We start from the raw sequence: 20,662 nt of genomic DNA, 5'->3' as shown, positions 1-20,662 counted from the left end.
TAAAAACGTTTTACGATTTACTCTAGACTAAAGGCTGCTGCTTTTTGCATTTGATAGTATTTGCCTTTTCTCGCCATGAGTTCCTGATGGCTACCATGTTCGACAATATCTCCATCCACCAAGACAAGAATCAAATCAGCATCCTGAATGGTTGACAAACGGTGGGCAATGATAAAGCTTGTCCGTCCCTTCATGAGTTTGGCAAAGGCATCCTGAACCAATACCTCTGTCCGGGTATCGATGGATGAAGTCGCCTCGTCTAAGATTAGAATCTTAGGAATGGCTAGAAAGACGCGGGCAATGGTCAAAAGCTGAGCTTGACCAACAGACAAGGATTCCCCTGCATTTTCAAGCTTGGTATCATATCCCTGTGGCAATTGTTGGATAAAGAAATCCGCATTTGCTGCCTTGGCTGCTACAATGACCTGCTCTCGACTTGCTCCAGGATTTCCAAAAGCAATATTGTCATGAATGGTTCCTTGCTTGAGCCAGGTTTCTTGGAGCACCATCCCAAACTGCTGTCGAAAAGAAGCTCGAGTATAGTCATAAATCGAATGATCATCCAATAAAATATCTCCGGAGTTAATCGGGTAAAAACGCATGAGGAGATTGATAAGGGTCGACTTCCCAGCACCCGTTGGCCCAACGATGGCAACCTTACTACCAGCTGGAATATCAATAGACAAGTCCTTGATTAAGATTTTTTCTGGAGTGTAGCCAAAGGAGACATGCCTAAAGGAAATAGCCCCCTTGACTTGGTCGCTAGTCAAGACTTCCTGACCAGTTTCTGTAACCTCAGGGCTTTCTAAAACTGCATAAACACGTTCAGCACAAGCTAGAGCACTTTGCAACTCAGCTAAGACAGATGAAATATCGTTAAAAGGCTTAGTGTACTGCTGCACATAGTTCAAAAAGGTCACTAAACGCCCAACCGTCAAAGTAGAACCCGCCATGATGCGCAAGGCTCCAACACCAGCTAGTAGGGCATAAATGAGGGCATTGACAAAACGGGTTGAAGGATTGACTGTCGAAGAATAAAAGATAGCAGACTGAGAATAACCTGCATAAGTATCATTTGCCTCATGGAGTTTTTGGATAAATTCTTCTTGGGCATTGAAGGACTGGATAATGGTCTGTTGGGTGAGCGATTCTTCTATCAACTGAGTTTGAATCCCCCTAGTCTCTGTCTGCTCTTGAAAGAGATGGTAGGATCTCTTAGCGATATAGCGTGAAATGACCATAGACAGAGGTGTTAAGAGCAAGACCAAGAGAGTCATCAAGAGATGGATTTGGAGCATGGCAAGGATGCTGACCAAAATCATCAGAACTCCGATGAAAAATTGGTTGAAAATCATGTTCAGTCCTGCTGCTAACTGCTCGATATCTGTCGTCACACGGCTGACCATCTCTCCACTCCCCTGTCTGTCTACCAAGGCAATCGGAAGACGATGGAGCTTTTCAATGATTTTTTCGCGCAAATCCCTGGTATAGGAGAAAATGAGGCGATTGTATAGGAGGGGATTGGCCCATTGAACCAGTGTATTTCCTATGACAACCAATATCATCTGGAGAAAAATCTGCCAAAATACCTGAGAAGAGCCAGTCACCAGGACTTGGTCAATTACCTGTCCAATCAAGATTGGAAGATAGATTGATAGGGCTACCTGAGCAATGGTACCCAAGAAAGCCAGGAAAAGAAGGACGGGATGACTTGCTAAATCTTTTGCCAAACGCTTGAGGGTTTGACTTGCGTGTTTGCCTTTCATTCTAGTCCTCCTTTCCATGTTGAGATGCATTGATTTCACGATAGACTTGACTAGTCTTCATCAATTTCTCATGATTTCCAAGTGCTAATTGCTGACCTTTCTCTAAAAGGAGAATTTGATTAGCAATCTTCAAGGTTGAAGTTCGTTGGGAAATCAAGATTAAGCTAGTATCAGGCAAGTTTTCCTGAACAGCCTTAAGAAGATTGGACTCAGTAATGGTATCAAGGGCTGACGTCGCATCATCGAGGATGAGAAAAGGAGCTTGACGTAAAACTGCTCGGGCAATCGATAAACGTTGTTTTTGCCCACCTGAGAAATTACGGCCACCCGCTTCAACCTCTGCGTCCAGTTGACCTTCCTTTTCACTGACAAAGTCCTTGGCCTGGGCAATTTCCAAGGCCTGCCAGAGTTCTTGGTCCGAGACAGGATTTTCCATACCCAAGGTCAAGTTAGAACGGATGGTTCCCTTAAAGAGTTCAACCTTTTGAGGAACATAAGCCATCCAAGAACGCCATTCAGAAAGATCGCGAGGACTACATCCATCTCGATAAAGGGAAATGCTTCCCTTATATGCCGGATAGAGACCAAGTAGGACCTGCACTAAGGTTGACTTACCAGAACCCGTTCCTCCGATGATCCCAAGAATCTCCCCCTGCTGCATATCAAAAGAAATATCACTTAGCGAAGGTTGAGCTGCATCTGGATAGGTAAATGTCAAGTGACTAACTTGTAAAACTTGGGCACCAGACACTTTTCCTGCCTGAATCTCAGAATGAATATCTTCAGGTTTTTCAGCGAAGACTTCCTCAATACGCTTAGCTGATATATAAGACTGGTTGAGTGAATTGATGAGCATGGCCAGCTTGATCAATTCGACCAAGATTTGCAGGAGATAGTTGATCAGGGCAATTAAGGCTCCCTGACTGAGCCAGCCTCCCTGAATAGAAATATAACCATTCCAGATAATCACCAGCAAAGTTCCGTTGACGATCAAATAGGTCAATGGGGTCAAGAGACTAGACCAGTATCCTGTTTTCATTTGGATAGCCGTATAGATTTGGTTGAGTACTTGGAAATGTTCAATCTCTCGTTTTTCTTGGCCAAAGGCACGAATCACGCGCATACCTTGTATCTGTTGGCGCGTTTCCTGAACCAGCTGGTCTGTTTTCTTTCTCAAACTACTGTAGAGAGGATTGACCAAGCGTGATAAAACGACAATGACAAGGGTCAAAATGGCAACCATGACCAAGAACCAGAAGGTCAATTCAGGCGAGAGGCGATAAGCCATGAAAATGGCACCGAAAACAATAATAGGCGCCCTTAAAAAGAGGCGTAAGAATTGATTAATCCCTGTCTGAATCTGATAGGTATCTGAAGTCAAACGCGTCACCAAACTCGAAGTCGTCAAACGGTCTCTACTATCCTTGGGCAAGGAGAGAATATGACGATAGAGGTCATTGGTCAACTCCTTGGTGAAGCCGACTGCTGCCTTGGCTGAGTAAAACTGGGCAACTAGGGCAACTAGGACGCCAATAACTGCAAACACAAAGAGGAGTCCCATTTGCATCCACAGATGGCCCTGATCTTTTTGAGGGATAGATTGGTCAACAATACCTGCTATCACCATGGGAACCAAAAGTTCAAAAACAGCTTCTAGCAGCTTAAACAAGGGTGCTAGGAAAGACTCCTTGATGTAGGGTTTAAAGTAAGAAAGTAATTGTTTCATATGTCCCTTCTATTTCCAAAATGAAGAAGGTGGAAAAACCACCATCTTTTTTACTTGTTCAAATATGGAAGTAGATAGCCATAACCAGCCTCTTCCATCTCATCCTTCGCAATGAATCGTAAAGAGGCAGAATTGATACAATAGCGTAAACCACCTAGTTCCTGAGGTCCATCGGTAAAGACATGTCCCAAGTGAGCATTTCCTGAACGTGAACGAACTTCTATACGCTCCATACCGTGACTCAAATCCTGGTAGTAATGGATGAGTTCCTTGGAAATAGGACGGCTAAAACTTGGCCAACCACAGCCTGAGGCAAACTTATCCTTGGCAAAGAAGAGAGGCTCACCAGTAGTGATATCGACATAAATTCCTTCCTCAAAAGTTTGGTCATAGGCATTTCTAAATGGAGCTTCCGTTGCTGCTTCTTGCGTAACTCTATAAGACTCTTCTGACAAACTTTCTCGTAAAACTGCCTGACTAGGTTTTTCATAGTTGGCAGCATCTATCAGTGGTTTCTCCGCATCCCTCACATCAATGTGGCAATAACCACCAGGATTTTTCTTGAGGTAGTCTTGGTGATAGTCTTCAGCCAGGATATAGTGACGAAGCTTCTCCACTTCTACCGCTATTTTACGATCGATGAGAAGCTCTTGTTCTCGAACGACCGTATGGATGGTTGGCAAATCCTCTTCGTCTTGGTAATAAATCCCTGTGCGGTATTGACGACCACGGTCATTGCCTTGTTGGTTGACAGAAAGGGGATCGATAACTCGGAAATAATAGAGTAAAATCTCACGGAGCGAAACTACCTTTTCATCATAAATAACTTGAACAGTCTCTGCATGATCTGTTTCTTTGATCAGTTGATAATTGGTGGTTTCTACCTGACCATTGGCATAACCAACACTGGTTTGCAACACTCCAGAAATACGTGAAAAGTACTCTTCCAAGCCCCAAAAACAACCGCCTGCTAGATATATTTCTGCCATTTCAAATCCTCCTTGACCGTCTGTCGGTCGCTAAACACGGGAAACATTTTATATCCCATCTTTCATTTTCAAAAAAAGGACAGGAAGCCCTCTAATAGAGAGTTTCCCCATCCTATTGCTAAATTTATTTTGCTTCGACGCAAACGCCTTCTGTGTCTACTTGTAAATCATGAAGCTTGCCTTTGAAAGGTTGCTTTTCAAGCTCTGCCTTAATCTTTGGCATCTTGTCAGGGTCAGCCAAGACCATGACAGTCGGACCAGCTCCAGAGAGGTAGGTCGCATAAGCACCATTTTTCTTGGCAACTTTCTTGATGGTCGCAAATTCTCGCACCAAGTCTTGACGGTAACGCTCGTGGAAGAGGTCACTTTCAATAGCTTGACCTGCTTTGACTATGTCACCAGTCAACAAAGCTGCGATTGCTACGTTAGCGATAGAACTTGCTGCAACAGCTTCCTTGTAAGAAAGTTTCTTAGGCAAGACACCGCGACTATCGCGAGTACGCAATTCATAGTTTGGAATATAAGCTAAGAAAGCACACTCTGGGAAGGGCGCCACAACTGCTGAAACCTGGCCTTCGACTGAGCTTGCAATGACGAGATTTCCATAGATAGCAGGTGCAACATTATCAGGGTGTCCCTCAATCTTAGTCGCCAACTGTAATTTTTCATGTTTGCTTAGCTTCAAGTTTCCGAGTTGATTTGCTAGTTCGATTCCTGCAACGATGACAGAGCTCGATGAACCTAGTCCACGCGCAAGTGGAATATCACTGATCATCTTCAGACGTCTTGGTTGTAGGTCTGGAACAATTTGTAGAGCAATCTTCAGCAAAAGATTACGTTCGTCACGTGGAATCCATTTACCTAGTTGGTGCTCAATCATCCATTCTTCACGTTCTTCACAAACCTGAATCTCTAGATATTTGGTTACAGCTACACCAACAGAGTCAAAACCTGGACCCACATTGGCACTTGTAGCAGGTACAATAATCTTCATCTTAGTCTCCTAAAACCTTGAAGGTATTGAGAAGTTCAAACTCAGATACACCCTTCAAAGATGCTGTAATATTTTCAAGCTGTGCCTTGTTGATTTTATGAGTGATGATAACGACACGAGCCTTGCCTTCTTGCTTGCCATCTTGAAGGATTTGCTTGAAGGAAATATCTTCTGCGTTAAAGAGTTCAGCCAATTTCAAGACTTGACCTTTTGAATCTGGTGCCAAGATTGAGAAATAGTAGTTGGCTTTGACATCTTCTGGTTGAGCCAAAACAAGGTCACGATGGTATTCGTTAAAGGCTTTTCCAATGGTACCGTCATTCAAACGACGAACGATACGAACAATATCAGCTACGACACTCGTTGCTGTTGGTTTTTGTCCAGCCCCTGGTCCGTAGTACATAGATTCGCCGATCCCGATAGACTCTACAAAGACTGCATTCATAACACCATTGACACTTGCAAGTGGATGAGCTTTAGGAAGGAAGGTTGGAGTAACCTCAGCAGCGATTCCAGAAGCTGTTTCTTCGATAGAACCTACTAATTTAACCACATACCCAAGATCTTGGGCAACTGCCACATCCTCTGGAGTGATATTGCGGATTCCTTGATGGGCAACATCTTCAAACTTAACATTCATCCCAAAAGCAAACTGGCTAAGGATGACCATTTTGTAGGCTGCATCAATCCCGTCAACGTCATTAGTTGGATCACTTTCAGCAAAGCCAAGTCGTTGGGCTTCAGCAAGGGCATCTGCATAGGACCAGCCTTCTTCTACCATTTTGGTCATCATGAAGTTAGATGTTCCATTGACAACACCAAGAACACGTGTGATTTTGTCTGATGCTAGTGAGTTAACCAAGGTACGAAGGATTGGAATTCCTCCCGCAACAGCTGCTTCATAGTAAAGAGCAACATTATGAGCTTTAGCAATCTCAAGCAATTCTGCACCATGAACAGCCAAAAGGTCCTTGTTGGCTGTCACGACATGCTTCCCTGCTTCTAAGGCACGAGTAATAAAAGTTTTAGCAGGCTCGATACGTCCCATCAACTCAACAACGATGGTGATGTCTTTGTCTGACAAGATTTCATCGATATTTGTTACAAAATTAAAATCATTTCCTGCTTCAAGCAAGCGTGCTTTTTCTTCATCGTCTTTAACCAAAACCTTGGCTACTTCAATTTCTGAATGTGCTGCTTGAACGATTTTTTCTCCATTTTCCTTTAGCAAGAATGGTACACCACTGGCTACTGTACCAAATCCAAGTAAAGCAATCTTAACTGACATGTTTGTCTCCTCGAAATTTTCTAATAGTCCTATTATACCAAAATTGTACGAAAATTCCTACCATTCTAAACTAAAAATAGGAGCACCAAATCACAAAAAGCCTGCCCTGATACAATTTAGGACAGACTCTATTTTCTATCTATTTCACAAAAGCCAATTCCTTGTCACTAGACAAGTCTTCTCGATAATTGAAATCCGCAAAGCTGAGTTTTTTAATCTCTTCAACCGAAGTGACCTGACCTTCCATCAAGGCTGTTAAGAAGGCTCCTCTGGCTTTTTTAGAAATAGTTGAGTGGATTTTTAGTTTTCCATCTTTGTCTTCCATGAACTTGAAGGTCACCATCTTTTCACGGATTTCTTTAGGAAAGACAGTTTCAAACTCCGAAGACAAGAGAGAAAAGATTAAGTCCTGGTCTTTCATTGACTCCTCATAAGCTACCTGCCAGTGACTTTTCAGGCTTTTTCCAGCGACTTTTAGCTTCATTAAAAAATCCAGTCTGTGAGGTGCAATTGGCTCAAAGGCTGGGATTACACCATAGAGAGCTGACGTTATCATGAGGTGTTCCTCGAGATAAGCCTGCTCCGCTTGGGTTAGATTGTCCCGTTTGATGTTGCGATACATGAGTCCATCAAAGAGGTGCAAAGCTGGATAATTTGTCGCAGTCCCATTTTTCAAGGCCTGGATATGGTCATATTCCTCTTGCGCTTTTTCGGCGGATATTTTGTAAAAATTCTCCAGCTCTTGGGCAGAATATCTTGCCAATTCATCCAGCGCTGCCTGACTTTCAGGGCGCAATGGTTTTGCCTCTAAACTTGGGATTTCGGTGTTCATTTCTTTTGCAGTTGGGATCAGAATTTTCATAGTGTTAGTGTAGCATATTTTTTTAGGACTACCAAGGATTTAAGCCTATATGATAATCCCTTCCAAATGATCTAGTTCATGCTGACAAATCTGAGCAGGAAAGCCTGTCAGGGTAATGGTCTGCTCTTGCCAATGAATATCTCTATAGGATACGGTAATCTTTTCATACCGAGTTGTCGGTCTTACACCTGTCAAAGACAAACACCCTTCCTCTGTCTTGTAAGGTCCTTCAAAAGACTTGAGAACGGGATTAAACATAACTATAGGAATCATGCCGATATTAAAAATAATGACACGTTTTTGCACCCCAATCATATTAGCTGCTAATCCAACACAGGTTTCACGATTTGCCAGCAAGGTATCTTGCAAATCCTTTGCTAGAGGCAAATCCTCTTGACTCGCAGGCTGGGATACTTGCGATAAAAACATCATATCTTTTACAATTTTCTTTTCCAACTACTATTCCTCCACCTTTATCATTCTACTTGATTATAGCACAAAATCTTTGTCAATTTATCATATATAAAAGCAAAAAAGCCATCCGAAGATGACTTTTCAATGTTTAAATAGCGTTTTTATCTTTTCCAAGTGCTCGTTGAACTGCTTTGACAATCTCAACAAGGACTACAATCATAAGCGCTCCTACAGCAACCACCATCCATTGAGTCAAACTCAAATGTGACACGTGGAAGAGATTATTAAATCCAGGAACTAAAATCGTCACCACAAAGAGTACGAATGCAACTGGGATAGACCAGTTAAATGTCTTGTTCGTAAAGAGTCCCACTTTAAAGATAGATTGGTAAACCGACTTAACGTTAAAGGCATGGAGCAATTGGATCAAACCGAGAGTTGCAAAAGCCATGGTAAGGGCATCCGCATGGATTTCAGTATGACTTTGGTGCTCTGGGAAGAGAAGAGCCCAACCATAAACACCTAAAACGAGCATGGTTTGGAAGATCCCTTGATAAATGATTGCTCCGAAGACACCACCGTCAAAAAAGTTTGACTGACGACCACGAGGTTTGTGGGTCATAACGCCTGGCTCAGCTGGTTCAACACCAAGAGCGATGGCTGGTAGCGTATCTGTTACCAAGTTAATCCAAAGAAGATGCACTGGTTGTAACACATCCCAACCGAAGAGGGTTGCAAAGAAAATAGTGAAGACTTCAGCCATATTGGCAGACAGGAGGTATTGGATTGATTTTTGGATATTTGAGAAGACCTTACGTCCTTCTTCAACTGCTACGATAATGGTTGCGAAGTTGTCATCAGCAAGGACCATATCAGAAGCTCCCTTAGAAACCTCCGTACCAGTAATCCCCATACCGATACCGATATCAGCTGTCTTAAGTGATGGTGCATCATTGACTCCATCACCTGTCATGGCAACAACTTTACCTTCTTTTTGCCATGCTTTCACGATACGAACCTTGTGTTCAGGTGATACACGAGCGTAAACAGAGTATTGCTTGAAGACTTTTTGGAATTCTTCATCAGAGAGTTCGTTCAACTCAGCCCCTGTAAAGACGTGGTCTTCTGTATCATTTGGATCGATGATTCCAAGACGTTTGGCAATGGCTTCAGCTGTATCTTGGTGGTCACCCGTGATCATGATCGGACGGATACCTGCTTCCTTAGCGACACGAACAGCTTCTGCTGCTTCTGGACGCTCAGGGTCAATCATGCCGACCAAACCAGAGAAGATGAGGTCAGACTCAACAATTTCAGATTCCAAGGTTGGGATTTCCTTGCTTGTCTTATAAGCCATCATCAAGACACGAAGGGCTTGTTTAGCCAAGTCTTTGTTGGTAGCAAGAATAGCTTTCTTGTCTTCTTCTGTGATAGGGCGAACTTCCCCATTGACTTCAATACGTGTCACACGTTTGAGCAATTGGTCAGGCGCACCCTTGACAGCGATAAAGTATGAACCATCTGCTTCCTTGTGGATGGTAGACATGAGTTTACGATCAGAGTCAAATGGCAATTCAGCCACACGAGGCTCATCCTTCAAGACTTCACGAACGTCAAAATTGTGGTCCAAACCAAACTGAACAAGAGCTGTCTCCGTTGGATCTCCAATCAACTTGCCAGATGGGTCCACCTTGGTATCATTGGCAAAGTTCATGATACGAAGAGTATTGTTGTTTGCAGCAATCTCAGCTGCTGAGCTTTGCAATTGACCGTTGGTGTAGACCTTCTCAACAGTCATTTGGTTCATAGTCAAGGTACCTGTTTTATCAGATGCGATGATTTCTGTTGAACCAAGTGTTTCAACGGCTGGCAATTTACGAACGATTGAATTACGTTTAGCAAGAGTTGTAGTTCCCAAAGAGAGAACGATAGTAACAATGGCAGGGAGTCCTTCTGGAATCGCAGCAACCGCAAGAGCAACCGCAACCATCAAGCCTTCCAACGGATGTTCACCACGAACGAATACACCAACTAAGAAAGTGATAATCGCAATCACAACGATTAAGTAAGTCAAGGCTTTAGATAATTGTTCCAAGCTTTGCTTCAATGGTGTTTCTGTCTCATCGGCATTAGCCAACATATCCGCAATCTTACCAACTTCTGTATACATACCAGTGTTTGTTACGACACCAATCCCACGACCGTATGTTACGTTTGAGTTTTGGTAACCCATATTAACGCGGTCCCCAATACCAGCATCTGCTTCAACAAGTCCTGTCACATCTTTTTCTACTGGCACAGACTCCCCTGTAAGAGCTGCTTCTTCGATTTTAAGAGACGCCGCTTCAAGCAAGCGCATATCTGCAGGAACTACATCTCCTGCTTCAAGCAAGACGATATCTCCAGGTACCAATTCTTTCGAGTCAATCTCAATAACATGACCATCACGACGAACACGAGCCATCGGGCTAGACATATTTTTCAGAGCTTCAATGGCTGCTTCTGCTTGCCCTTCTTGGTAAACACCAAAGGCAGCATTCAAGACAACTACGGCCAAGATGATAATGGCATCCGTTAGACCGTCCATTCCTTCTGTAATCACAGAAAGTGCCGCTGCCGCAAGCAAGATGATAATCATCAAATCCTTAAATTGATCAAGGAATTTAGCTAGTAGGCTACGTTTCTCTCCCTCTTCCAACTCATTACGACCATAAGTCGCTAAGCGTTCTTGAGCCTGGGCAGTTGACAAACCTTCGACAGATGAGTCCAAGTTCTTTAGGACTTCCTCAGAAGATTGCGTGTAAAACAAATCTTTATTTTGTTCTTTTGACAAAACAGTCTCCTCCTTTTTGGCCTCTTTTTACAAAAAAAGAGACCTGTTTTTTAAAAAAACAAGTCTCGCTGTTTAATATAGTGCCGGAAATAATTCGTAATGACGACACTATCGCGGTTAACCGCCAGCTACTCCCTTGAGTAGTTCTATTATATCAGAATTTCAAAACTTTTCAAGTCTTGAGGTGGGGTTACTCGTTCTCCTCCATTTGAAATTTCCTTGGAAAACCAGTATAATGAAAGAATACTAAAATGCTAGAAGGGGAGTTAGATGAATCAATCGGTTTCAAACTTAAAATTAGCTGAGCGTGGTGCCATTATCAGCATTTTGACTTATCTTTTCTTGTCTGCAGCCAAGCTAGCGACCGGACACCTCCTCCATTCATCCAGTTTGGTGGCTGATGGTTTTAACAACGTTTCAGATATCGTTGGAAATGTTGCCCTTCTAATCGGGATTCGTTTGGCTCGCCAACCGGCAGACAGGGACCATCGCTTCGGTCACTGGAAAATCGAGGACTTGGCAAGTCTTATCACTTCCATCATCATGTTTTACGTTGGTTTTGACGTTCTACGCGATACGATTCAAAAGATTATCAGTCGTGAAGAAACTGTGATTGACCCACTTGGGGCGACTCTGGGAGTCATCTCTGCCATCATCATGTTTGCTGTTTATCTCTACAATACCCATCTGAGCAAACAGTCTAAATCCAAGGCCCTCAAGGCTGCAGCAAAGGACAATCTATCAGATGCCGTAACATCTCTTGGAACTTCTATTGCTATCCTGGCTAGTAGCTTCAACTATCCAATCGTGGATAAGTTGGTCGCGATTATCATCACCTTCTTTATCCTTAAAACTGCTTATGACATTTTTATTGAGTCATCCTTCAGTCTTTCTGACGGCTTTGATGAGCACTTGCTGGAAGATTACCAAAAAGCTATCATGGAAATTCCTAAGATTAGCAAGGTTAAATCACAACGCGGTCGTACCTACGGAAGCAATATTTATCTGGACATCACTCTCGAGATGAACCCAGATCTCTCTGTTTATGAGAGTCATGAAATTGCGGACCAGGTCGAATCCATGTTATCAGAACGATTTGGTGTCTTTGATACTGACATTCATATCGAACCAGCCCCAATCCCTGAAGATGAAATTCTTGATAATGTCTATAAAAAATTGCTCATGAGAGAGCAACTAATCGACCAAGGAAATCAACTGGAAGAGTTACTGGCTGAAGACTTCATTTATATCCGCCAAGACGGACAAGAACTAGACAAGGGAGCCTATAAGGCGGAAAAAGAATTGACCTCTGCTATCAAGGAACTTCATCTAACGTCCATCAGTCAAAAGACTAAACTCATCCGCTACCAAGTCGGCGATACCATTCATACCAGTATCTGGCGCAGACATGAAACTTGGCAAAATATATTCCATCAGGAAACGAAGATTGAAAAAGACTAAAGAAAGAGGCCGGGACAAATCCCGACCTCATTTTTTTATACTTATTTTGCTACGCTCTTAGCAAGAACGAAGTTTCCAAGTGTAGCTGAACCATTACCAGCAACAGCTGGAGTCACGATATAGTCACGCACATCCGGAACTGGTAGGTAACCATTGAGCAAGGATGTGAATTTCTCACGCACACGGTCAAGCATATGTTGTTGAGCCATAACCCCACCACCAAAGACGATGACATCTGGACGGAAAGTTACAGTCGCATTCACTGCAGCTTGAGCAATGTAGTAGGCTTGAACATCCCAGACAGAGTTGTTGAGTTCAATGTTTTCCCCACGAACACCTGTACGAGCTTCCAAACTTGGACCAGCTGCATAACCTTCCAAACATCCATTATGGAAAGGACAAACACCTTTAAATTCTTTTTCAATATCCATTGGGTGTCTAGCCACATAATAATGACCCATCTCAGGGTGACCAACACCGCCAATAAACTCGCCACGTTGGATAACACCTGCACCGATACCTGTACCGATTGTGTAATAAACCAAGTTTTCGATACGACCGCCGGCATTATTACGAGCAACCACTTCACCGTATGCAGAACTGTTTACGTCTGTCGTGAAATACATAGGCACGTTTAGAGCGCGACGAAGGGCACCAAGTAAGTCTACATTTGCCCAGTTAGGTTTTGGAGTTGTTGTGATAAATCCGTAAGTTTTTGAATTTTTATCGATATCGATTGGACCAAATGAACCAATGGCAAGTCCTGCAAGATTGTCGAATTTTGAGAAGAACTCAATGGTTTTATCGATTGTTTCAATAGGTGTTGTTGTAGGAAATTGTACCTTTTCTACAACATTATAGTTTTCATCTCCGACAGCACAGACAAATTTTGTACCGCCTGCTTCCAAACTTCCGTATAGTTTTGTCATGATAAACCTCTTGTATTTATTTTCTCTATTATAGCATATTCCCATAAGGAAAATTACTCTATATTTTAGTTTTTTCTCTGTAAATTTAATCATTCAAGCAAAAACGAACAAACATGACATTTGTTCGTTTTTTTGATTTATTAAGCTTTAACTTCGATGATTGCGTCACCCTTAGCAACTGATCCAGAAGCAACTGGATTTACTGAAGCAAAGTCTGCAGTGTTTGTTACGATAACCATAGTTGTGTTATCAAGACCTGCAGCAGCAATCTTAGCTGAGTCAAATGTTCCAAGAACATCTCCAGCTTTAACCTTGTCACCTTGGGCAACTTTATGGTTGAAGCCTTCACCGTTCATTGAAACAGTGTCGATACCAACGTGAATTAAGATTTCAGCACCGTTAGCTGTTCTCAATCCATAAGCATGGCCAGTTGGGAAGACGATTGTTACTTCAGCATCAGCTGGTGCATAAACAACATCTTGGCTAGGTTTCACGGCGATACCTTGTCCCATAGCTCCACTTGAGAATACTGGGTCATTCACATTTGAAAGAGGAACAACATCACCAACGATTGGAGTTTGGATGACACCTTCGCTAGGTGCAACAAGATTACCAGTTACTGCTTCTTCTGTTAAACGGTCAGTTTCAGCTTCAGTAATAGCACCTGCAGCTTCTTCCACTTCATCTTCATAACCAAACATGTAAGTAAGAGCGAAACCAAGTGCAAATGATACAGCTACCATAAGAAGGTATTGTAGAAGTTGTCCGTTACCAATGTAAAGCATTGTACCAGGGATGATTGTGATACCATTACCAGTACCAGCAAGTCCAAGGATAGATGCCAATCCACCACCGATTGCACCAGCAATCAATGAAAGGAAGAATGGCTTACGGAAACGCAAGTTAACCCCGAAGATAGCAGGCTCAGTAATACCTAGGAAGGCAGAAAGAGCAGCTGGGAAAGCAAGTGTTTTAAGTTTAGGATTTTTAGTTTTCACACCAACGGCTACTGTCGCAGCACCTTGAGCAGTCATAGCTGCAGTAATGATAGCGTTGAATGGGTTAACATGGTCAGCAGCAAGCAATTGAACTTCAAGCAAGTTGAAGATGTGGTGAACACCTGATACGACGATTAATTGGTGAACTCCACCAATCAAGAAACCACCAAGTCCGAATGGCAAGTTAAGAATAGCTTTTGTTCCAATGAGAATGTAGTTTTCAACAACGTGGAAGACTGGTCCGATAACAAACAATCCAAGGATTGACATTACAAGGAGTGTTACAAACGGTGTTACCAAGAGGTCAAGTACATCTGGAACAACCTTACGAACTGCTTTTTCAAACTTAGCTCCGACAACCCCGATGATGAAGGCTGGAAGAACTGAACCTTGCAAACCTACAACTGGGATAAATCCGAAGAACTGCATTGCAGTTACTTCACCACCAGACGCAACAGCCCAGGCATTTGGAAGTGAACCAGAAACGAGCATCATACCAAGAACGATACCAACAGCTGGGTTACCACCGAATACACGGAAAGTTGACCAAACAACCAAACCTGGCAAGATAATAAAGGCAGTGTCTGTCAAGATCTGAGTATAAGTTGTCACATCTTCTGGAAGTGTCATTCCAAGAGCAGTCAAGAGACCACGAACACCCATGAAGAGACCAGTTGCTACGATAACTGGAATGATTGGAACGAAGACGTCACCGAAAGTACGGATGGCACGTTGGAACCAATTTCCTTGTTTAGCAGCTTCTGCTTTCATTTCAGCTTTTGTTGAAGTTGGCAAACCAAGGGCTACGACTTCATCGTACATCTTGTTTACTGTACCAGTACCAAAGATGATTTGGTATTGACCTGAGTTAAAGAAAGCACCTTGAACTTTTTCCAAGCTCTCGATAGCATCTTTGTTAATTTTCGCTTCATCTTTAACCATAACGCGAAGGCGAGTCGCACAGTGCGCAACACTGTTAACGTTCTCACTTCCACCTAAGGCTTCGATGACTTTTTTTGCAATTTCTGTATTCGTCATTTGTAAAAATCTCCTTATAAAAAATTTGTAAAATGTTTGAAAGCGATTTTATCCGCCCTACGCATATAATTCTATCATGTTTTTAAAATATGTCAAGCGTTTTGCAGAAAAAATTTTAGCATTTTGAATTTTTTGATTGTTTTTGATGTTTTTGAAATAAAACAAGCAATATTTTATCTATTATTGTGATGTTTTTAAAGATTTTTTTGCAAATTCTTTCATTTTTTCATTTATTTTCATAAAATCCTTCAATCTGTTTCTGTCAATCGTTTGACATTTTTTTCTTAATTTTATGATAAAAGACTTGCTTTTTTAAAAGGAAACGTTTACTATAAAGATAGTAGAATTTATGGAGGGAATATAAATGGAATGGACTACTGAACGTCGTTACAGACGTTATGAAGATTGGACTCAAGAAGAAAGAAAAGAAATCCAAGAAAAGATGGCACAATCCCCATGGCATGTCAGCTATCATATAGAACCAAAGGAAGGGCTCCTTAACGACCCAAATGGTTTTTCTTACTTTGATGGCAAGTGGGTTGTCTTTTACCAAAACTTCCCCTTTGGTGCAGCTCATGGATTGAAATCTTGGGTTCAGCTTGAAAGTGACGACTTGGTTCACTTTACTGAAACAGGTGTAAAAATCTTACCTGATACTCCACTTGATAGCCACGGTGCTTACTCTGGATCTGCTATGCAGTTTGGTGATCAATTGTTTCTATTCTATACAGGAAATGTCCGTGATGAAAACTGGGTTCGCCACCCTTATCAGATTGGTGCCTTGATGGATAAGGATGGAAATATTAAAAAGATTGATAAAATCTTGATTGATCAGCCTGCTGATGCTACTGACCACTTCCGCGATCCACAGATTTTTAACTTTAAAGGACAATACTACGCAATCGTTGGTGGACAAGACTTAAAGAAAAAAGGATTCGTCCGTCTCTACAAAGCTATCGATAATGATTATACAAACTGGCAAGAAGTTGGTGATTTGGACTTCAACAATGACCGCACTGCCTATATGATGGAGTGCCCAAATCTTGTCTTTGTCGGAGAACAACCTGTCCTTCTCTACTGCCCACAAGGTTTGGATAAAAAGGTTCTTGACTATGACAATATCTATCCAAATATGTATAAAATTGGTGCTTCCTTCGATCCTGAAAATGCACGTATGGTAGATGTGTCTGAACTACACAATCTAGACTATGGTTTCGAAGCCTATGCTACTCAGGCCTTCAACGCTCCTGATGGACGTGCCTTAGCAGTAAGTTGGCTTGGTTTACCAGATGTGTCTTATCCATCTGATCGCTTTGATCACCAAGGAACTTTCTCATTGGTCAAAGAATTAACCATTAAAGATGGCAAACTCTATCAGTATCCTGTAGCAGCCATCAAGGAACTCCGTGCTTCAAAAAAGGAATTTTCAAATCGTTCTGAAACTAAGAACACCTACGAACTTGAACTGAACTTAGAGGCTAATAGTCAAAGTGAAATCATCCTTCTTGCTGATAAAGACGGCAAAGGACTCTCGATCAACTTTGATCTTGTCAATGGCCAAGTAACCGTTGACCGCAGTCAGGCAGGTGAGCAATACGCTCAAGAATTTGGAACTACTCGCTCATGTCCAATTGATAACCAAACTACTACCGTAAATATCTTCATCGATAATTCAGTCTTTGAAATTTTCATTAATAAAGGAGAAAAAGTATTTTCTGGTCGTGTCTTCCCACATGAGAACCAAAATGGAATCGTGATTAAATCTGGAAACCCAACTGGAACATACTACGAATTAGAATATGGTCGCAAAACTAACTGATGTCGCAAAATTAGCTGGCGTCAGCCCTACTACTGTTTCACGTGTCATCAATAAAAAAGGCTATCTGTCAGAAAAAACCATTCAAAAGGTTAATGATGCTATGCGTGAGCTGGGCTATAAACCCAATAACTTAGCTCGAAGTCTTCAAGGGAAATCAGCAAAGTTAATCGGTTTGATTTTCCCAAAAATCAGCCATGTTTTCTATGCAGAGTTAATTGACAAATTGGAACACGAACTCTTCAAAAAAGGCTACAAGACGATCATCTGCAACAGTGAGCACGATTCGGAAAAAGAACGTGAGTATCTTGAAATGCTAGAAGCCAACCAAGTGGATGGAATCATCTCTGGTAGTCATAACTTGGGAATTGAAGACTACAATCGCGTAACGGCTCCAATCATCTCTTTTGACCGTAACCTATCACCGGACATTCCTGTCGTTTCCTCTGATAACTATGCTGGTGGAGTCCTTGCAGCTCAAACTTTAGCGAAAACTGGAGCCAAGTCGGTCATTATGATTACAGGTAATGACAACTCCAACTCACCAACTGGACTTCGTCATGCAGGCTTTGCTTCTATCTTCCCAAAAGCTCCCATCATCAATATTTCCAGTGACTTTTCACCCCTCCGCAAGGAAATGGAAATCAAAACTATCCTAACCAAACAAAAACCAGATGCTATTTTCGCATCGGATGATTTGACAGCCATCTTGGTGATGAAGATTGCTCAGGAACTTGGTATTTCTGTTCCAGAACAACTTAAGGTTATTGGATACGACGGAACTTATTTTATCGAGAATTTCTATCCTCACCTTACTACCATTAAACAACCCTTGGAAGAAATTGCTCGCCTGACAGTTGATTTACTACTCCAAAAAATCGAGGGGAAAGAAGTTGCCACGACTGGTTATTTCTTACCAGTTAGTCTCTTACCAGGTAAAAGTATTTAATACTCTTCGAAAATCTCTTCAAACCACGTCAGCTTCCATCTACAACCTCAAAACAGTGTTTTGAGCAACCTGCGGCTAGCTTCCTAGTTTGTTCATTGATTTTCATTGAGTATAAACAAAAAACTCAGACTAGTTTCGTCTGAGTTTTTCTTATGATCTTAATTTTTTCAAAAGAGTCTGTGCTTTTTCTAGATTAAAAGTTTTTTCAGCAATCAAGTTTTCTACTAACTTGGGTACTTCTGCCTCAGTCGCACCTGCTAAAAGCGCTAACGATTTTGCCTGAAGTTTCATGTGTCCATGCTGAATACCTGTACTGACCAAAGCCTTAAGGGCTGCAAAATTTTGTGCAAGACCAATCGAAACGATAATTTGAGCCAATTCTTTGGCAGATGGATGACCTAGCAACTCATGGCTGAGCACGACTCGAGGATTGAGACCAATTGATCCACCCTTGGTAGCAACCGGCATCGGCATGGTCATCTCTCCAATAAGCTCTTCTGTTTTCAAATCCATAGTCCAACGACTGAGACCTCGATAGGCGCCATCATGGCTCGCATAGGCATGCGCTCCCGCTTCAATAGCACGCCAATCATTTCCAGTAGCAATCAAGAGAGCATCAATCCCATTAAAGATACCCTTGTTATGAGTGGCTGCTCGATAAGGATCTGCTTGGGCAAACTGACTGGCTAATACCATTTTTTCTGACAGTTCACGCGCTTCATCCTTCTGGCGACTCAAATAACGAAAGGCAATCCGACAAGTTGCTGTTACTAACGAATCTGTGGCATAGTTGGATAGGATCCCCATTAAGCTTTGTCCTTGACTAATAGCCTCTAGACTAGGTTTTAAAGCTTCAAGCATGGTATTGAGCATATTGGCGCCCATGGCTTCCTGAGTATCTACATGGAGATAAACTACTAAAAAGTCCGTCTCACCAGAAATTTTCTCAACCTTTAAATCACGAGCACCACCACCCCGTTTGACAATGGAGGGATAGGCTTGGTTTGCTTGTTCGAGTAGCTCTGCTTTTTGACTCAGAATAGCCCGACAAGCTTTATCCCTATCTGGAACCTGATAAAGAGCTACCTGACCAATCATTTGGCGTTGATGAACCTGAGCAGTAAAACCACCCGCACGTTTGATAATCTTACTAGCAAAACTAGCTGCAGCAACAACAGATGGCTCTTCGGTCACATAGGGAACTGTGTATTCTTGACCATTTACCAGAACTTCTGGAACGATTGAGTATGGAAGTGAGAAGGTTCCTACCACATTTTCACTCAATTGGTTAGCTACTGCTAGACTGAGATTTTCATTCTGTTCAAGACTTTCTTGGGCTTCGATAGAAGTAAGCGCCTGAGACTTAACGAACTCTAGACGCTCTTGAATTGATTTTTTAGCAAATCCATTCCAATTTTTTTTCATTATTTTTCAACCTTGCTGTAGCGACGTTGGTGGTCTACAATCTCAACAAGGGCATAGTCTTGCCCTTCATAACCTGACATCGTTGCAGATCCAGACTCATCCAATTTCGCTTCTTCAAAGAACATTCGTTCATAGTCAGCAACACTCAAAGCTTGACGTTGGTCTAGCAACTCTAAGCGATTATGCTGCAATTGTTTTTCATAGCCTTCAACCAATTCTACACTAAAGAACTCAGATACAGCACCACTACCATAGCTGTAGAGGGCAATCTTATCTCCAGCTTTCAGGCTATCAGAATTTTCAAGAAGAGACAAGAGACCTAAGAAGAGTGAACCTGTATAAATGTTCCCAACTTTTTGGCTATAAATAATAGATTCATCAAAGTGCTTTTGAAGCAAGTCCTTCTTCTCTTGAGGCAAGGATTTGTCGAGAATTTTCTTCAAACCCTTGAGAGCTAGCTTCGGATAAGGCAAATGGAAACATACAGCCTTAAAATCGTCCAAGTTACAGTCATAACGCTTTTGATACTCTTCCCAAGTCGTTTTTAAACTATCAAGATATTGTTGCGTTGAGTAAACCCCATTTACAAATGGTGTTGTCGAATAGTTTGGACGCCAAAAGTCCATGATGTCACGAGTTTGTGCAACGTTATCATTGTTGAAAATCATCACACGTGGATTTTGGCTAATCAACATAGCAACACATCCTGCACCTTGAGTTGGTTCTCCAGGAGTTTCGACACCATATCTTGCAATATCGCTAGCCAGCACTAAAACCTTGGATTTAGGAGAATTTTCTACATGTAACTTAGCATAGTGAAGGGCCGCTGTTGCACCATAGCAAGCTTCCTTGATTTCAAAACTACGAGCAAAAGGTTGGATTCCTAACAAACCGTGTACAAAGACTGCTGCAGCTTTACTCTGGTCAATCCCAGACTCTGTCGCTACGATAACCATATCAATCTCTTGCTTATCTTCTTCAGTCAGGATAGAATTTCCTGCACTAGCAGCCAAGGTAACAATATCCTCTGTTAAAGGAGCGATACTCAATTCTTTTAAAAGGAGTCCTTTACTCAATTTTTCAGAATCAATCCCTCGAGTTTCTGCTAAATCTTGTAATTTCAAAACGTATTGACTGGTTGCAAAACCAATCTTATCAATACCGATTTTCATAT

Annotated in this window: 15 protein-coding genes; 3 read left to right on the top strand and 12 right to left on the bottom strand. The window is 42.0% G+C overall.

Annotated elements, in window-relative coordinates; genetic code table 11:
• Positions 1-17 precede the first annotated feature (17 nt).
• The 8 genes from ACTO1Y_RS00490 to ACTO1Y_RS00455 form a co-directional block, all read right to left on the bottom strand.
• A complete protein-coding gene (locus ACTO1Y_RS00490; protein WP_441347963.1) occupies positions 18-1,766 on the bottom strand; it encodes an ABC transporter ATP-binding protein in 1,749 nt (582 codons plus the stop codon).
• Position 1,767: 1 nt separating this feature from the next.
• Entirely contained in the window at positions 1,768-3,492 is a 1,725-nt protein-coding gene (locus tag ACTO1Y_RS00485; RefSeq protein ID WP_441347962.1) for an ABC transporter ATP-binding protein, read from the bottom strand.
• 50 nt (positions 3,493-3,542) lie between these two features.
• Positions 3,543-4,481 (bottom strand): peptide-methionine (R)-S-oxide reductase MsrB, encoded by a 939-nt coding sequence (msrB, locus tag ACTO1Y_RS00480; protein WP_441347961.1) that lies wholly within the window; start codon positions 4,479-4,481, stop codon positions 3,543-3,545.
• 124 nt (positions 4,482-4,605) lie between these two features.
• The gene (gene thrB / locus ACTO1Y_RS00475; RefSeq protein ID WP_441347960.1) at positions 4,606-5,475 is read right to left on the bottom strand and encodes a homoserine kinase; all 870 of its coding nucleotides are present in this window, start codon (positions 5,473-5,475) and stop codon (positions 4,606-4,608) included.
• Position 5,476: 1 nt separating this feature from the next.
• Positions 5,477-6,763: a homoserine dehydrogenase gene (locus ACTO1Y_RS00470; RefSeq protein WP_254726873.1), complete on the bottom strand. Its 1,287-nt coding sequence runs from the start codon at positions 6,761-6,763 to the stop codon at positions 5,477-5,479.
• Between the two features lie 139 nt (positions 6,764-6,902).
• Positions 6,903-7,625, bottom strand: coding sequence for a peroxide stress protein YaaA (gene yaaA, locus ACTO1Y_RS00465; RefSeq protein WP_441347959.1), 723 nt, complete (start codon positions 7,623-7,625; stop codon positions 6,903-6,905).
• Between the two features lie 45 nt (positions 7,626-7,670).
• Positions 7,671-8,081, bottom strand: a complete 411-nt coding sequence (locus ACTO1Y_RS00460) for a peptide deformylase (RefSeq protein WP_441347958.1) — start codon at positions 8,079-8,081, stop codon at positions 7,671-7,673.
• 106 nt (positions 8,082-8,187) lie between these two features.
• Positions 8,188-10,872 carry a cation-translocating P-type ATPase gene (locus ACTO1Y_RS00455; protein WP_441347957.1) on the bottom strand — a complete coding sequence of 895 codons (2,685 nt, stop codon included), beginning with the start codon at positions 10,870-10,872 and terminating at the stop codon, positions 8,188-8,190.
• Between the two features lie 270 nt (positions 10,873-11,142).
• Between ACTO1Y_RS00455 and ACTO1Y_RS00450 the strand changes: the two genes are divergently transcribed.
• Positions 11,143-12,333: a cation diffusion facilitator family transporter gene (locus ACTO1Y_RS00450; RefSeq protein ID WP_441347956.1), complete on the top strand. Its 1,191-nt coding sequence runs from the start codon at positions 11,143-11,145 to the stop codon at positions 12,331-12,333.
• Between the two features lie 41 nt (positions 12,334-12,374).
• Here ACTO1Y_RS00450 and scrK read toward each other — a convergent pair whose 3' ends face one another.
• Both scrK and ACTO1Y_RS00440 read right to left on the bottom strand, forming a co-directional pair.
• Entirely contained in the window at positions 12,375-13,262 is an 888-nt protein-coding gene (gene scrK, locus ACTO1Y_RS00445) for a fructokinase ScrK (RefSeq protein ID WP_006153462.1), read from the bottom strand.
• 140 nt (positions 13,263-13,402) lie between these two features.
• Positions 13,403-15,298, bottom strand: coding sequence for a sucrose-specific PTS transporter subunit IIBC (locus ACTO1Y_RS00440; RefSeq protein ID WP_441347955.1), 1,896 nt, complete (start codon positions 15,296-15,298; stop codon positions 13,403-13,405).
• A 364-nt stretch (positions 15,299-15,662) separates the two neighbouring features.
• Between ACTO1Y_RS00440 and ACTO1Y_RS00435 the strand changes: the two genes are divergently transcribed.
• Both ACTO1Y_RS00435 and ACTO1Y_RS00430 read left to right on the top strand, forming a co-directional pair.
• Entirely contained in the window at positions 15,663-17,117 is a 1,455-nt protein-coding gene (locus tag ACTO1Y_RS00435) for a sucrose-6-phosphate hydrolase (protein ID WP_441347954.1), read from the top strand.
• A complete protein-coding gene (locus ACTO1Y_RS00430; RefSeq protein ID WP_441347953.1) occupies positions 17,098-18,063 on the top strand; it encodes a LacI family DNA-binding transcriptional regulator in 966 nt (321 codons plus the stop codon). The genes ACTO1Y_RS00435 and ACTO1Y_RS00430 overlap by 20 nt, the downstream gene beginning before the upstream one ends.
• A gap of 150 nt (positions 18,064-18,213) precedes the next feature.
• Here ACTO1Y_RS00430 and ACTO1Y_RS00425 read toward each other — a convergent pair whose 3' ends face one another.
• The gene (locus tag ACTO1Y_RS00425) at positions 18,214-19,488 is read right to left on the bottom strand and encodes a hydroxymethylglutaryl-CoA reductase, degradative (protein WP_441347952.1); all 1,275 of its coding nucleotides are present in this window, start codon (positions 19,486-19,488) and stop codon (positions 18,214-18,216) included.
• Complete coding sequence (locus ACTO1Y_RS00420) at positions 19,488-20,660, bottom strand: hydroxymethylglutaryl-CoA synthase (RefSeq protein ID WP_441347951.1); 1,173 nt, start codon at positions 20,658-20,660, stop codon at positions 19,488-19,490. The genes ACTO1Y_RS00425 and ACTO1Y_RS00420 overlap by 1 nt, the downstream gene beginning before the upstream one ends.
• Positions 20,661-20,662 lie beyond the last annotated feature (2 nt).

Origin of the sequence: Streptococcus sp. V728 (genome assembly GCF_052077995.1) — a bacterium.
Taxonomy (GTDB): Bacteria; Bacillota; Bacilli; order Lactobacillales; family Streptococcaceae; genus Streptococcus; species Streptococcus infantis_B.
The sequence above is the reverse complement of the archived record's forward strand: the minus strand, read 5'-3'. Positions and strand labels throughout refer to the sequence as shown.